The sequence below is a fragment of the Delftia sp. 11MD genome, assembly GCF_050907895.1.
GTDB classification, from domain to species: domain Bacteria; phylum Pseudomonadota; class Gammaproteobacteria; order Burkholderiales; family Burkholderiaceae_C; genus Comamonas; species Comamonas tsuruhatensis.
Genome location: NZ_CP194333.1, coordinates 1,033,685 through 1,047,196 on the forward strand (window position 1 = coordinate 1,033,685; position 13,512 = coordinate 1,047,196).

At 69.5% G+C, this 13,512-nt stretch carries 15 protein-coding genes; 1 reads left to right on the forward strand and 14 read right to left on the reverse strand.

The genetic code is table 11. From position 1 onward, the window contains the following. Positions 1 to 42 precede the first annotated feature (42 nt). From ACRSCF_RS04665 to gspG, 11 genes are all read right to left on the reverse strand, one after another. A complete protein-coding gene (locus ACRSCF_RS04665) occupies positions 43 to 327 on the reverse strand; it encodes a hypothetical protein (protein ID WP_223275171.1) in 285 nt (94 codons plus the stop codon). Positions 328 to 390: 63 nt separating this feature from the next. Beyond that, positions 391 to 1,752, reverse strand: coding sequence for a GspE/PulE family protein (locus tag ACRSCF_RS04670; protein WP_016448738.1), 1,362 nt, complete (start codon positions 1,750 to 1,752; stop codon positions 391 to 393). Positions 1,753 to 1,766: 14 nt separating this feature from the next. Then, positions 1,767 to 4,139: a type II secretion system secretin GspD gene (gene gspD, locus ACRSCF_RS04675; RefSeq protein ID WP_244387821.1), complete on the reverse strand. Its 2,373-nt coding sequence runs from the start codon at positions 4,137 to 4,139 to the stop codon at positions 1,767 to 1,769. 3 nt (positions 4,140 to 4,142) lie between these two features. Next, complete coding sequence (gspN, locus tag ACRSCF_RS04680; RefSeq protein WP_244387822.1) at positions 4,143 to 4,946, reverse strand: type II secretion system protein N; 804 nt, start codon at positions 4,944 to 4,946, stop codon at positions 4,143 to 4,145. A gap of 2 nt (positions 4,947 to 4,948) precedes the next feature. Further along, the gene (gene gspM, locus ACRSCF_RS04685; protein WP_034364462.1) at positions 4,949 to 5,491 is read right to left on the reverse strand and encodes a type II secretion system protein GspM; all 543 of its coding nucleotides are present in this window, start codon (positions 5,489 to 5,491) and stop codon (positions 4,949 to 4,951) included. Continuing rightward, the gene (gene gspL, locus ACRSCF_RS04690; RefSeq protein WP_432675207.1) at positions 5,488 to 6,732 is read right to left on the reverse strand and encodes a type II secretion system protein GspL; all 1,245 of its coding nucleotides are present in this window, start codon (positions 6,730 to 6,732) and stop codon (positions 5,488 to 5,490) included. The genes gspM and gspL overlap by 4 nt, the downstream gene beginning before the upstream one ends. A 44-nt stretch (positions 6,733 to 6,776) precedes the next feature. Continuing rightward, positions 6,777 to 7,754 (reverse strand): type II secretion system minor pseudopilin GspK, encoded by a 978-nt coding sequence (gene gspK, locus ACRSCF_RS04695; protein ID WP_034364464.1) that lies wholly within the window; start codon positions 7,752 to 7,754, stop codon positions 6,777 to 6,779. Continuing rightward, on the reverse strand, positions 7,751 to 8,458 hold the full coding sequence (locus ACRSCF_RS04700; RefSeq protein WP_016448732.1) for a prepilin-type N-terminal cleavage/methylation domain-containing protein: 708 nt from the start codon (positions 8,456 to 8,458) through the stop codon (positions 7,751 to 7,753). Before ACRSCF_RS04700 ends, gspK begins: the two co-directional genes overlap by 4 nt. Next, a complete protein-coding gene (gene gspI / locus ACRSCF_RS04705) occupies positions 8,459 to 8,857 on the reverse strand; it encodes a type II secretion system minor pseudopilin GspI (protein WP_016448731.1) in 399 nt (132 codons plus the stop codon). Beyond that, positions 8,854 to 9,309: a GspH/FimT family pseudopilin gene (locus ACRSCF_RS04710; protein WP_034364466.1), complete on the reverse strand. Its 456-nt coding sequence runs from the start codon at positions 9,307 to 9,309 to the stop codon at positions 8,854 to 8,856. The genes gspI and ACRSCF_RS04710 overlap by 4 nt, the downstream gene beginning before the upstream one ends. A gap of 82 nt (positions 9,310 to 9,391) precedes the next feature. Then, positions 9,392 to 9,868 carry a type II secretion system major pseudopilin GspG gene (gene gspG, locus ACRSCF_RS04715; protein WP_016448729.1) on the reverse strand — a complete coding sequence of 159 codons (477 nt, stop codon included), beginning with the start codon at positions 9,866 to 9,868 and terminating at the stop codon, positions 9,392 to 9,394. 22 nt (positions 9,869 to 9,890) lie between these two features. Here gspG and ACRSCF_RS04720 point away from each other — a divergent pair, with 22 nt between their 5' ends. Beyond that, the gene (locus tag ACRSCF_RS04720; protein ID WP_016448728.1) at positions 9,891 to 10,364 is read left to right on the forward strand and encodes a type II secretion system protein N; all 474 of its coding nucleotides are present in this window, start codon (positions 9,891 to 9,893) and stop codon (positions 10,362 to 10,364) included. A 6-nt stretch (positions 10,365 to 10,370) separates the two neighbouring features. Here the strand turns inward: ACRSCF_RS04720 and ACRSCF_RS04725 are convergent, their stop codons facing one another. The 3 genes from ACRSCF_RS04725 to ilvA are packed head-to-tail and all read right to left on the reverse strand — an operon-like array spanning position 10,371 to position 13,349. Next, positions 10,371 to 10,964, reverse strand: a complete 594-nt coding sequence (locus ACRSCF_RS04725) for a histidine phosphatase family protein (protein ID WP_034364468.1) — start codon at positions 10,962 to 10,964, stop codon at positions 10,371 to 10,373. Beyond that, positions 10,961 to 11,773 (reverse strand): adenosylcobinamide-GDP ribazoletransferase, encoded by an 813-nt coding sequence (locus tag ACRSCF_RS04730; RefSeq protein ID WP_244387823.1) that lies wholly within the window; start codon positions 11,771 to 11,773, stop codon positions 10,961 to 10,963. The genes ACRSCF_RS04725 and ACRSCF_RS04730 overlap by 4 nt, the downstream gene beginning before the upstream one ends. Positions 11,774 to 11,795: 22 nt before the next feature. Further along, positions 11,796 to 13,349 (reverse strand): threonine ammonia-lyase, biosynthetic, encoded by a 1,554-nt coding sequence (gene ilvA / locus ACRSCF_RS04735; RefSeq protein ID WP_046240741.1) that lies wholly within the window; start codon positions 13,347 to 13,349, stop codon positions 11,796 to 11,798. Between the last annotated feature and the right edge of the window lie 163 nt (positions 13,350 to 13,512).

Here is a 13,512-nt window from a genome sequence, read left to right on the forward strand (position 1 = left end):
GGCCTTGCCGCGCCAGGGCATTCCTGGTGCGCGTTCGCGCACTCAGTTTCTTCTGGACATTTCCCGCGCGCAGGTGATGCCCAGCACCACGCACCAGACCAGGGGGAGGATGGCTGCCGCCAGATGGTTCTCGCCCTGCTGGATGGCCAGCCAGGACAGCGGCAGCGCCACCAGCGCCGACAGGCGGATGACGCGGCGCAGCTGGCTGGTGGACAGCCGTGACTTGAACCACCACAGGGCGATGTAGCTGATCAGGCTCAGCGTGGCGACCCACAGGAACAGGTCGCCGCCATAGGGAGCGCTCCAGGCGCGTAGGGATTCCAACATGCCGACCATTGTGGCAAACAGGGATGCCCCGTGCTGCGCAGGGTCGGGCGTGGCCGCCTGCGCCTAGTCGCGCGTGACGCGCAGCACTTCCTCGGGCGTGGTGATGCCCTCGCGCACCAGGCGCTCGCCGTCGTCGCGCATCAGGCGCATGCCCGCGGCCAGCGCGGTGTCGCGGATCTCGGCCTCGCTGGCCTGGCGGTGGATCTGCGCGCGGATGGTGTCGTCCACCACCAGCATCTCGAAGATGCCGGTGCGCCCCCGGTAGCCGCTGGGCTCGGTGGTGTCGATCTTGCGCACCAGGCGCTGGGCCAGCACACCCAGCAGGGAGGACGACAGCAGGAAGGGTTCCACCCCCATGTCGATCAGGCGCGTGACGGCGCTGGAGGCATCGTTGGTGTGCAGCGTGGCCAGCACCAGGTGGCCGGTCAGCGAGGCCTGGATGGCGATCTGCGCGGTCTCGAAGTCGCGGATTTCGCCGATCATGATCACATCCGGGTCCTGGCGCAGGATGGCGCGCAGGGCCTTGGCGAAGGTCAGGTCGATCTTGGCGTTGACCTGGGTCTGCCCCACGCCGGCCAGCTCGTACTCGATGGGGTCCTCCACCGTCATGATGTTGCTGTGGCTGGCGTCCATGCGCGACAGTGCCGCATACAGCGTGGTGGTCTTGCCCGAGCCCGTGGGGCCGGTGACCAGCACGATGCCGTGCGGCTGGGCCGTCAGGTGGGTGAATCGCCTCAGCGTCTCGCCCTGCATGCCCACGGCCTCCAGGCTGAGCTTGCTCTCGCTCTTGTCCAGCAGGCGCAGCACGGCGCGCTCGCCGTGGGCGCTGGGCAGGGTGGAGACGCGCACGTCGATGGCGCGCGTGCCCAGGCGCAGGCTGATGCGGCCGTCCTGGGGCAGGCGCTTTTCGGCGATGTCCAGGTCGGCCATGATCTTCAGTCGCGAGATCAGCGCTGCATGCAGTGCGCGGTTGGGCTGCACGACTTCGCGCAGGTCGCCGTCCACGCGAAAGCGCACGCTGGAATGGCGCTCGTAGGGCTCGATGTGGATGTCGCTGGCGCCGTCGCGCGCGGCCTGCGTGAGCAGGGCGTTGAGCATGCGGATGATGGGCGCGTCGTCGGCCGTCTCCAGCAGGTCCTCGACCGCAGGCAGCTCCTGCATCATGCGCGAGAGGTCGGCGTCGGACTCGACCTCGCTGACCACCAGGGCCGCGCTGGACTCGCCCTGCGAGTAGGCGGCGCTGATGCGGTGGGCCAGCGTGCCCGCGTCCAGCATCTGCCAGCGCTGCACCGCATGCCTGCGCTGGACTTCGGACAGGGCCTGCCAGTCGGGCGAGGGGCCGTGCCAGAGCAGGGGCTCGTGGCCGTCGTCCTCGATCAGCAGCTGGCTGGTGCGCGCAAACGCATAGGGCAGGGGATAGCGCATGGGGCCTTCCTGCCTCAGAGCGCGCCGGGGGCTGCCGGCACGGCGGGAGCGGCGGGCTGCGGCTGGGTGAAGTCGATCAGCTCGGGCCTGGCGCCCGGCACGTTGACGATGGCGGCCGGGTTGGTGAACGAGCCGGGGTCCGGCTGCGGCGTCAGCGTGGGCAGCACGGGCGCGGCATTGACCGAGCGCAGCAGGGCGCTGGGCTCGGGCTGCAGGCTCTGTTGCTGCGCGCGGATGGCTTCGTAGCGCTCGGAAGAGACCTGGTTGGTGGCAGTCGCATCGCGCATCACCACGGGGCGCAGGAAGACCATCAGGTTGGTCTTGTTGCGCTTGCGGTTGGTGTTGCGGAACAGGTTGCCCACGACGGGAATGTCGCCCAGCAGAGGCACCCGGTCCTCGGCCTGGGAGTAGTTGTCGTCGATCAGGCCGCCGAGCACGACGATGTTGCCGTCCTCGACCAGCACGTTGGACTCGATGGAGCGCTTGTTGGTGGTCAGGCCGTTGGTGTCCTTGCGCGTGGACTCGTCCACCGAGGAGACTTCCTGGAACACGGCCAGCTTCACCGTGCCGTTCTCGTTGATCTGCGGGCGCACGCGCAGCATCAGGCCCACGTCCTTGCGCTCCACGGTGGTGAAGGGGTTGACCGTGCCGCCCGTGGAGTTGCTGGCGTACGAGCCCGTGACCATGGGCACGTTCTGGCCCACGATGATGCGCGCCTCCTCGTTGTCCAGCGTCATCAGGTTGGGCGTGGACAGGATGTTGGCGTCACCGCTGTTTTGCAGGAAGTTGGCCAGAAAGCCCAGCGTGTCCTTGCCGTTGACGCGCTGCGTGAAGCCGAGGTTGGTGCCTCTCAGGCTGGACAACGTGTCTCCCGTGATGGCGCTGCCGTCGAGGCCTCCATCCTTGACCAGGCCGAGCAGGTTCAGGATGTTGGCGCCCGCCACATTGGAGTTCGTGCCCAGGGTGCCGATCACGCGGCCGTTGTTGCTGAGCATGGCCTGCCACTGGATGCCGAACTGGGCCAGCCGGTTGTCCTTGATTTCGACGATCAGGCTTTCGATCAGCACCTGGGCGCGGCGGCCGTCGAGCTTGTCGATCACGGCGCGCAGTTGGCGGTAGACGGGCGGCGGTGCCGTGATGATCAGCGAGTTGGTCGAAGGATCGGCCTGGATCATGCCGCCTGTGGAGGGCTGCTGGGCCACGCCCAGCGCGCCGCCCCCGCCCCCGCCGCCGCTGCCCAGGCCCGAGGACGAGCCCATGCCCATGGATGCCGTGCCGCTGGAGTCGCGCGAGACCACGGGCTGCGAGGTGGGGATGGAGGACATGCCGCCGCCCTGCGGCAGGGTGCCGCCCGCACCGGGCTGGCCGCTGGCCGTGCCGGCGGCCGTGGCCTGGGCGCCGATGGCGGCGCGCAAGGTGGCGGCCAGCGCCACGGCGTCGGCGTTCTTGAGATAGACCACGTGGATGTTGCCCTGGTCGCCGCCGCCGTTCATGGCGGGCTGGTCCAGCCGCGCGATCAGCGAGCGCACCTGGGCCAGGCGTGCCGGGTTGGCCGCGCGCAGCACGATGGAGTTGCTGCGCGGCTCGGCCATCAGCGAGGTCTTGAAGGCGTTGTCGCTCTGGCCCGGAATATTGGCGCCGCCTGCGGTCACCGTGAGGCCGCCGGGGCTGGCCGTGCCGCCTTCGATCAGGCGCGAGACCAGGGCCACCATGTCGGTGGCCACGGCATGGCGCAGCGGGATGATTTCGACATCGGTGGCGTTGGATACGTCCATGGTCGCCACGATGCGCGAGATGCGCTGCAGGTTGTCTGCGTAGTCGGTGATGACCAGCGAGTTGTTGCCCGGGTTGACGTTGATGGTGTTGTTGGGGCTGATCAGGGGGCGCAGCACGGGCACCAGGTTGGCCGCGTTCTCGTAGTTGAGCTTGAAGATCTGGGTGACGATCTGGCTGCCCGCGCTGCTGCGGCTCGCGCCCACGGCCACTTCGCTGGCCTGCAGCTTGGCGTCGGCCTCGGGGATGACCTTGTACAGGCCGGCCGATTCGACGATGGTGAAGCCCTGCAGGCGCAACGCGGCCAGGAACTGCTGGTAGGCGGTGGCGGGCGGCACGGGCTTGTCGGTCAGCAGCGTGATCTGGCCCTTGACGCGGGGGTCGACCACCACGTTGCGGTTGGTGATGGCGCCGATGGCACGCGAGACGGCCTCGATGTCTGCACCCGAGAAATTCAGCGTCACAGGCTCGCCCGGACGCAGGCTGGGCGTGGCGCCTGCCGGTGCATTGGTCTGCTGGGCCTGGGCAGTGCCAGCGGTGCAGGCCAGCATGGCGCTGACGGCCAGCGTGTGCAGGGTGTTGCGCCAGAACGGGGTCGTGTGCTGCTGAGTCATGGATCAACCAAAGGAAATGATGGACCGGGGCCCCTGGCGCCGTCCCAGAATGTTGAGCAAGTTGGACAGCGCGGTTTCGCGCTCGGGGCTGGCCGAGGCCTCGCCCTGGAAGTGCAGCCGCTGGCCTACCCATTGGCCCTGGCCGCTCAGGCGCAGGTCGCCGGTCAGGGTACTGAGCTGCAGCTGCGGACTGTCGCCCCCGAGGATGTCGAGCCGGTAGCTGCCCAGCGGGCGCAGAGGGGACAGCCGCGAGGATACGGCCAGCGCCTCCAGCCGCGTGCTGCCGTCGCTGCGCCAGCGCCCCGATTGCCACAGCAATTGCAGTTGCAGGGCCTGCGTGGCCAGCCGCAGCTGGCCTTGCAGGTCCACCGTGTTCCAGGGCGTGCCCAGGCCGGACAGCAGCGAGGCAGGCCAGCGCGTGTCGCTGTCGTGCACCACGGCGCTCAGGCCCTGCCAGCGCGGCAGCAGGTCCAGCACCACGGGCGTGGGTGTGCAGCATTCGCTGCGCAGCTGAATGCGGGCGCCGTCCAGGCGCGGGCGCAGCGTCCATTCCAGCCGCGTGGGCAGGGCCGTGCGGTCGCGGCTGCCGGCGCCTCCGGTGAAGGCCAGGGAGGCCGAGCCGTTCCACAGCGTGCCGCGCGGTTGCAGCAGCAGTACCTGGCCCTGTGTGGCGGAATCCACGCCGCGTGCCAGCCAGGCGGCGGGTGCCCAGACGACGGTGGTGGCCACCAGGCCGCACAGGGCGCCTGCCAGCGCCCACCCGCGCGGTGAGCGCAGGACAGGCTGGGAGCGGGGCTGGCGGTGCATGCTCAAGGTGCCCGCGACGGATCGACAGGCAGGTCCAGCACCAGGCTGCCATCCCAGCGCACGGCATCGGCAGCGCCTGCGGCGCTTGCAGATGCACTGCGGGCCAGCTTCATCTCGGCGGGAACGGCGTGCGTGTTGCTGCGGACCTGGGCCAGCCAGCGCGCCAGCGCGGCGGCGGGCGCGGCCTTGAGCGTGATCTGTGCGCGGTCGCCCATCCAGTTCAATTGGGCGGAGGCGCCCAGTTCGGCGGACAGCGAGCTTTGCAGCAGCGCCTTGGCATCGCCGACCACGGGGCGTGCGTTGCCGCGCAGCTGCTCGGCCTCGGCCTGCAGCAGCTGCATCTGGCGCAACTGGCGGTCTGCCTGGGCATGGCGTTCGGGCGCGGTGCGCAGGCTGTGCAGGGCGGGGGCCAGGGCCAGCCACCACAGCAGGGCCAGTGCCACCACACCACCGGCCAGCAGCGTCATGTTCTGTTCACGCGGCGCCAGGGCATTCCAGCGCGCGCGCAGTGGGGCCAGGCTTTGGCGGGATGCGCGCATGTTCATGGCCGGGCCTCCTGGGCAAGCAGCAGGTCGGCGCCGTCGCGCTGCAGTCGCAGGCCGCTTGCGGCCAGATGTTGTTGTGCCTGCTCCAGTGCCTCGGCCTCCAGCGAGACGCCCTTGAGGCGCAGCTGACGGTCCTGGTAGTCCATGGCCTGCGGCAACTGGCCGGCAGGCAGGGCCCTGGATGCGGCGGCCAGCAGGGGTTCCAGGTCGCCCTGCGTCAGCGCGCCGGCGCTCTGGCGCAGCGTGGCGACTTCGCGCTGCATTTGAACGGGCGCATCGACGATGACGGGTACGCGCGGAAAGCTGGTGGCCAGCGTGGAGCGCACCTGGACCTGCTTGGCCGCGATGGCGCGGTTTTCGGTCCAGGCCCAGGCATTGAGGCCCACCACCTGGGCCAGCAGTGCGAGCGCGGCACCCCAGCGCGCGGCCTTCCATTGCGGCGCGCGCAGAAAGCTCTGCCAGCCGTCGAGCATGCGTCGGCGGGTGCGGCTGCCGCCGCCCAGGTCGAGGTCGAACTGCGCCAGGTCCCAGTTTTGTGCGCGGGCCGCCAGGCCGCGCTGGGCGTCCGTCAGCAGGCTGACGGGGCGCTGCAGGGCCTCGGCGGCGCGGGCCAGCGCCGGGTCCGCCTGGATCGGGGTGTCGGGGGGCAGGGCCTGCAGCAGGGCGGCCAGCATGGCGGGGTCGGCACTGTCGGTGCGCAGCGGCAGGCAGGCCAGCGAGTCCATGCCTTGCGGGGCCGTGCTCAGGCCGGTGGCCAGCAGCCAGGCCGATTCAGGCGTGCCCACGGCCCACAGCTGGGGCGTGGACTGGGGCGGGCATTCGGGCACGATGCGGCCCACGGGCCGGCCTGCGGACTCCAGGACCTGCAGATGGGCATGGAGCCAGGCCTTGTCGCAGGCGGCAACCCAGCAGGGCTCGCCCGCGCGTGCCTGAGGCTGCAGCGCCAGATGCAGTTGGGAGGGGTCGTCGAGCAGGCGCTCTTCCAGCAGCCCGTCGAGCACGGCACGCAGGCGCACATGTCCACGCCGGCTCCCCGTAGGCACGCCATGGGGGAGGCTGACCAGATGCCAGGACAAGGCCTGGTGCGGCACCACGGCAACCGTCTGGCCGGTGCGGCCAGGATCGGGCAGCAGGCCTGCTGCGGCGTGGCCATGCCGGTCGGCGCGCAGGCCGTCGCTGCTGAGTGCGTAGGCGTATTCGCCAGCGGGGCCCGCAGGCAGATGAAGAATCAAGGTGCTCATGGACGGAAGCGGGCATTGTAGGGGCCGAGTGTGACAGGCATCTGTCACGGCGCGGGAGCTTCGGGCAATCCCCAGTCCCCCCTCTCGCGCCAGATGGTAGTGACTGTCATGTTGTTGCGCCGCAACATGGAGCGTTCGCTGGCCACGATCTCGCCCAGGCGCATGCGGCCACGCGCCTCGAAGAAGCTGGTGGCGACCGACAGGTTCTGTCCCTCGAATTTCTGCGGCAGGCCCAGCGCGTTGGAGGCATCGGCCAGGCTGCGCAGCGGGCGCGATGCGCGCAGCTGCACCAGCTGGCTGGCCTGGGACCAGGTCAGGTCCTCCACGCTGGCCCAGATGACTTCGGCGCTGGCGGTGTTGAGGTTGACGGGCGTGTTCTCGGGCAGCAGGGTGATGTAGGGCTCCAGGCGCGAGACGACCTCGGGCGGCAATCCCAGCCAGCCGAGCTGGCTCAGCGTGCGCGGCATCAGGAACTGCGCGCCCTCGCCGGCGGTGGCCGCTGCGCGCAGGGCCTGGACGATCTGGGCGGCATAGGCAGGGGGCAGGTTCAGGCGTTCCAGCAGGCGGGCCAGCGGGCGCAGGGTTTCGGGCTTGTCGGGTGCGCCCAGCAGGTTGCGCAGGTTCAGGCGCGACTGCAGGTCGATGATCTGGCCCGAGAGAAAGGCGTCCTGCATGTCGGCCATGCCGTCATCGACCTGGCTGACGTTGTTCTGCGCCGCCAGGAAGGTGGACAGGCGCGCCTCCTGCAGCGGCACGGCCCAGGGTTCGGCCAGGTGGTCCACCTGCAGGCTGGTGCGCGCATCCTCGGCCAGCACCACGCGCGACCAGTCCAGCGCACCCAGCAAAATCCAGGCGGCCTGCATGCGGTTGCGCTCGGCGGTCTCGACCTCCACGCTGCGCCACTGCTGCCACAGCGCGGTGGCGGCAAAGGTGGCGACCAGCGTGACCGTGAGCATGGCGGCCAGCAGGGCCACGCCGCGAGGGCGGCGGCGGACGGGCAGGGTGCGGGGTGCGCGCATCATGATCGGCTGTTGGATCGCAGGGGGTTGACCCAGTCCATGGTGACGCGGCCGGGGACGGCGCTGTCGGGCGGCAGGGTCAGTTCGACGCGTATGCCGTCAGGAATCGTGGGCAGCTGTGCGCTGCTGTTGGTGCCGCCGGATGGTGGATTGGGCGTGCCCGTGCCGTTGTCCGAGCCGCTGGACTGCGGGTTGCTCCAGGCGTTGTCACGGTAGTAGTACAGGCGCCACTGGTCCAGGGGCAGCAGCACGGTTTCGCGGCGGCGCTGGTCGTCCGAAGGATTGCGTCCCCATTGCGCCCCCTGGTTCCAGGCCTCGCGCCACTGGGCGCGCGTGCGCAGCGGTGGCGACTGCCAGCGCAGCCACTGGTCGCGTCCGGCTGTCTGGCGGCGGGCCCAGGCCACGACCACGGCGCCATCGTCCACGGCGGCACTGCTCTTGCGGGTCATGCGCAGCACCTGGCCATCCCAGTCGATGACCTGGGCGTGCTCCAGCGGCATCAGTGCTTCGAGGTCGGCATTCCACTGGGCGATCACGGTCTGCAGCACGATCTGCTGCTCGTTGCGCGCGCGAATGGTCTCCTGCGAGCGCACCATGCTGTCCAGTCCGCGCCAGCTCACCAGGGCCAGCAGGGCCATGACGGCGATGGCCACCATCAGCTCCACCAGGGTGAAGCCTTGCGCGCGGGAGAAAGGGCGCAAACGCATCTAGAAGCGGCCCACGATGGTCGATACCCGCAGCACCGGATGCTCGGCCGTGACGACCAGGGCATCCACGCGGCGGAAGCTGGGGTTGGGCGTGGGGCGCACGCTGAGCTGGACCTGCAGCTGCCGGCTGCCCTGCTCGCAAGTGAAGCTGTTGTCGCCCACGGGCGGCATCTGGCGCGACAGGCGCAGGCGCACCAGTTCGTTTTGCGCGCACAGCTGGGCCAGCAGCACCTCGGACTGGCGCTCGGCATTGCGAGTCAGGGCCGATGTGGCCTGCAGGCCTGCCATCAGGGCAATGCCCACGATGCCCAGGGCCACCAGCACCTCGATCAGCGTGAAGCCGTGCGGCAGGCGCCTTGGCGCGCCGTGCCTGCGGCGTGGTCCGTGGATGCCTGTCATGGCAGGGATTGCACGGCAAAGGGCCGCAGTCCATCCGTGGCCACGCGCAGCGGCGGGCTGTTGGAGTCGCGCAGCGTCAGCGTGACGGACTGGGGAGGAATCAGTGGCTCGGGGCCGAGGATCAGCGGCGTCGCCGGCTGTGCCTGCACCCCGGGCTGCAGCCATTGCGAAGGCAATTGCGCGCTGGCCGGCAGGCCCTCGAAGCGAAAGCCTTGCGGCATGGGCCGCCAGCGCACGGGCACGCCGTTGGCTCGTGCCTGTGCGCGGGCCGATTCCAGCAGTGCGGCCAGGCGCTCGGCTTCGCGTTCCAGCTGGGCCTGCCCACTGTCGCGCAGAGACAGGCTTGCGCCGGCAGCGGCAATCGCCATGATGCTGATGACCACCAGCAGTTCCAGCAGGGTGAAGCCGCGCGAAGGAATGGTCAGGGTGGGCGCAACCGTCTGGCGGGGCATGAGAGCAGGCAGGCCCGCCGGGAGTGCGGGCCTGTGGTGCGGTGCAGCGCGGCGCTTGCGGGCCATCGCCCGGGCCATCGACTTACTGCCAGCTGCCGATGTCGGCATCCTTGCCCTCTCCGCCGGCCTGGCCGTCGGCACCGAAGGACATGATGTCGATGGGGCCCTTGATGCCCGGATTCAGGTACTGGTACGGACGGCCCCAGGGATCGTTGGGCAGCTTTTCCAGATAGGGCTTCCAGTTGTTGGGCAGCGGTCCGCTCGTGGGACGGATGATCAGCGCCTGCAGGCCCTGCTCGGCCGTGGGATAGCGCTGGTTGTCGAGGCGGTAGAGCTTGAGCGCCTGGGAGATGTTGGTGATGTCGGTGCGTGCAGCCGTGACGCGGGCATCGTCGGCGCGGTCCAGCACGTTGGGCACGATCAGGGCCGCCAGCACGCCGATGATGACCAGGACCACCATCAGCTCGATCAGCGTGAAGCCGCGCTGGACGGCGGTGCGCAGGGCAGGCAGCGGACGGCGGGGAAGGCTGGTCATGGAACGGTGCAGCAAATTGGACATATCGCTCCATCATAATCGCGCGATGGTGACACTTTCATTGAACCGGGGCCAGGCCCGGACCTGGCACGTCAAGGCGGCCACATTCGTGCTCTGGCTGCTGGCGGCTGGCATCGTGGCTTTCTGGGCCATGCGCCTGGGCAATGGCGGCGCGGGGGCGCCCGTGCCACCGGCTCCCCCCGAGGCACTGCAGGTCGATGCGCCCGCGCTGGCGCAGGCCCTGGGGGGCGTGGCCGCTGCTCAGGGTGTTGCTGTGCCCGTTGCGGCGCCTGTGGTCTCGCGCTATGCGCTGGTGGGTGTGCTGGCCGGTCGCGACAGCGGCGGCGGCGCGGCGGTCATCGCCGTGGGCAACCAGCCGGCCAAGCCGTTTCGCGTGGGGCGTGCCGTGGAAGAGGGCGTGGTGCTGCAGTCGGTTTCGGGCCGCGAGGCGCGCCTGGGCCCCAGCGTCGATGGCCCCGCCTCCATCACGCTGCAGCTGTCCCTGCCCGACAAGCGCTGAGTCCGGTCAGTGCGGCGGCTGCAGTTCCAATACCAGCCAGCCGCCAAAGTCAGGCGCCGGCAGCGTCCACTGGGCCGCCTGAGGCAGGGCGTTGCCTTCACGCATCAGCCATTGCACGCAGCGCGCCACGCCGGCATGGGTGATCCAGACGATGTCGCGCCCGGCATCGTCGTCCTTCGAGTACATCCTTACCTGCTGCAAGGCCTCGTCCACCCTGCGCAGCATGGCGGCCAGGGACTCTCCCCGGCCCGGCGCGTGCCGTGCCAGGTCTGCCGCCCAGGCATCGATGGCGCTGCGGTCCAGCGCCTCCCAGGGCTGGCCTTCCCAGTGGCCGAAATCCATCTCCAGCAGCCGGCCATCCGCCTGCGATGCCAGGCCGGGCCGTAGGGCCTGCAGAGCCCGGGCCAATTGGCTGCATCGGCGCAGCGGCGAATGCAGCATCCGGCAATCCGCAGGCAGCGCGATATGCAGGGCCTGCGCCGCATCGGCCGTGGCCTGGGCGTCGGCCTCCATGTCGAGCCGGCCATAGCAGATGCCGGGCTCCACCAGGGGGCGGGCATGGCGTACCAGCCAAAGGCGCGGCGTTGGGAGAGCGTTCATTGCATGCGCATCAGCACAGCGGCGGCGCCCAGCAGCATGACCAGTTCACAGACCTGCTGGGCGGCGCCCAGGCAATCGCCCGTCATGCCGCCCAGGCGACGGCGCAGCCAGCGCACCATGGCGGCCGTGACCAGGGCGCCGGGCAGGACCAGGCCGATGACGAGCGGCAGGCCCGCCAGCCAGCCTGTCAGCGCCAGGGCGGGCAGGCACCAGAGGATTGCCGCGACCAGGCCCCTGGCAGCCAATGGCCGACCCGCGGCGTGCAAGGCCTTGGAGTGGGGGGCCTGGCCCACATAGGGAAGGCATTGCATGAGGGCCAGCGGCGCCATGCGCGACAGCACATGGATGCTGCACAGCAGCAAGGCCGCCCATTGCACGTGGATGTCGACCAGCAGCGCGACCAGGGAGACCCTGGCCAGCAGCGCCATCACCAGCGCCATGGCGCCGTAGGCTCCCAGGCGCGAATCCTTCATGATTTCCAGCGCGCGCTCGGGCGGGACAAAGCCGCCCAGGCCGTCGGCCACATCGGCCAATCCGTCTTCATGCAGTCCCCCGGTCAGCCACAGCGTGGCCACGGTGGAGAGAACGGCGGCAACCAGCGGCATCCAGGGGCTGGGTGCCAGCAGCCAGCCTGCTGCCAGCAGCCACGCCGCGCCCCAGGCGCCGACCAGCCAGCCCACGCCCGGCAGATGGGCCACGCTGGCGTGCTGCATTGCCGGACTCCAGCCGGCCCAGGCCGCAAGCCGCCCGGTGACCGGAATGCGGCTGAAGAACTGCAGGGCCAGCAGGAAATGGCGTATGGGCTGCATGTCTGGACAGCCGAGGCGGGGCCTACTTCAGGAAGAGCTGGTAGGCAGGGTTACCGGTTTCCTCGACCCAGGGGTAGCCCAGATTGCTCAGGAAGGCGTCGAATTTACGGCCATCCTTGGCGGGCACCTGCATGCCGACCAGGATGCGGCCGTAGTCCGCGCCCTGGTTGCGGTAATGGAACAGCGAGATGTTCCAGGTCGGCGCCATCAGGCTGAGGAACTTGAACAGTGCGCCGGGGCGCTCGGGGAAGACGAAGCGCAGCAGGCGCTCCTCCTGGGCCAGCGGCGAATGACCGCCGACCATGTGGCGCAGATGCTCCTTGGCCATGTCGTCGAAGGTCAGGTCCAGCGCCTCGAAGCCCTGCTTCTCGAAGTTCCTGGCGATCTTCTCGGACTCGCCGCGCGCTGCCGTGGTCAGGCCCACGAAGACATGGGCCTTGTTCTCGTGGCTGATGCGGTAGTTGAACTCGGTCACGTTGCGCGGGCCGCCAGGCAGCTTGCCCACGACTTCGCAAAAGCGCTTGAAGCTGCCGCGTTCCTCGGGGATGGTCACGGCAAAAAGCGCCTCGCGCTCCTCGCCCACCTCGGCACGCTCGGCCACGAAGCGCAGCCGGTCGAAGTTCATGTTGGCGCCGCACAGGATGGCGGCATAGGTCTCGCCCCTGGTCTTGTTCTTCGCGACGTACTGCTTGATCGCCGCCACGGCCAGGGCGCCGGAGGGCTCGACGATGGAGCGCGTGTCCACGAAGATGTCCTTGATCGCGGCGCAGACGGCATCGGTATCGACCACCACGTAGTCGTCCACCAGGCCCTGGGCGATGCGGAAGGTCTCCTCGCCCACCAGCTTGACGGCCGTGCCGTCGGCGAACAGGCCCACGTCGGCCAGCTCCACGCGGTGGCCGGCGCGCACGGACTGCAGCATGGCGTCCGAATCCTTGGTGTGCACGCCGATCACCTTCACGTCGGGGCGCACGGCCTTGATGTAGTTGGCCACGCCCGAGATCAGGCCGCCGCCGCCGATGGCGACAAATACGGCATCCAGGCGCGGGCTGCCCAGCTTTTGCAGCTGGCTCAGCATTTCCATGGCAATCGTGCCCTGGCCGGCGATCACATAGGGATCGTCGAAGGGGTGCACAAAGGTCAGGCCCTTTTCCTTTTGCAGCCTGACGGCGTGCTTGTAGGCGTCGGAATAGCTTTCCCCGGCCAGTTCCACCTCGCCGCCCAGCGCCTGTACCGCATCGATCTTGACCTGCGGCGTGGTGGTGGGCATCACGATCACGGCGCGGCAACCGAGCTTGCGTGCGCCCAGCGCCACGCCTTGCGCATGGTTGCCGGCCGAGGCGCAGATCACGCCCTTTTCCAGCTGCTCGGCGGACAGGTGTGCCATCTTGTTGTAGGCGCCTCGCAGCTTGAAACTGAACACCGGCTGCTGGTCCTCGCGCTTGAGCAGCACCTTGTTGTGCAGGCGGCGGCTCAGCGCCTTGGCGGGCTCCAGGTCCGACTCCACGGCCACGTCGTACACGCGCGCGGTAAGGATCTTGGTCAGGTAGTCGGCAGGGGTCAGGGGGTGGTTCATCGTCGGCGAAAGGCTGGAGAGCAGCAGGCCGGGAGGCGGCCCGTCGGTGTCAGGCGGCCATCATAGGCGCTTGTGACTCATGCTGCAGTGCAGCGTCCAGGCTGGGCCAGGGACGACAAAGGCAAAAAAAAGCCCCAGGCTGTAAAGCCGGGGGCTGAATCCA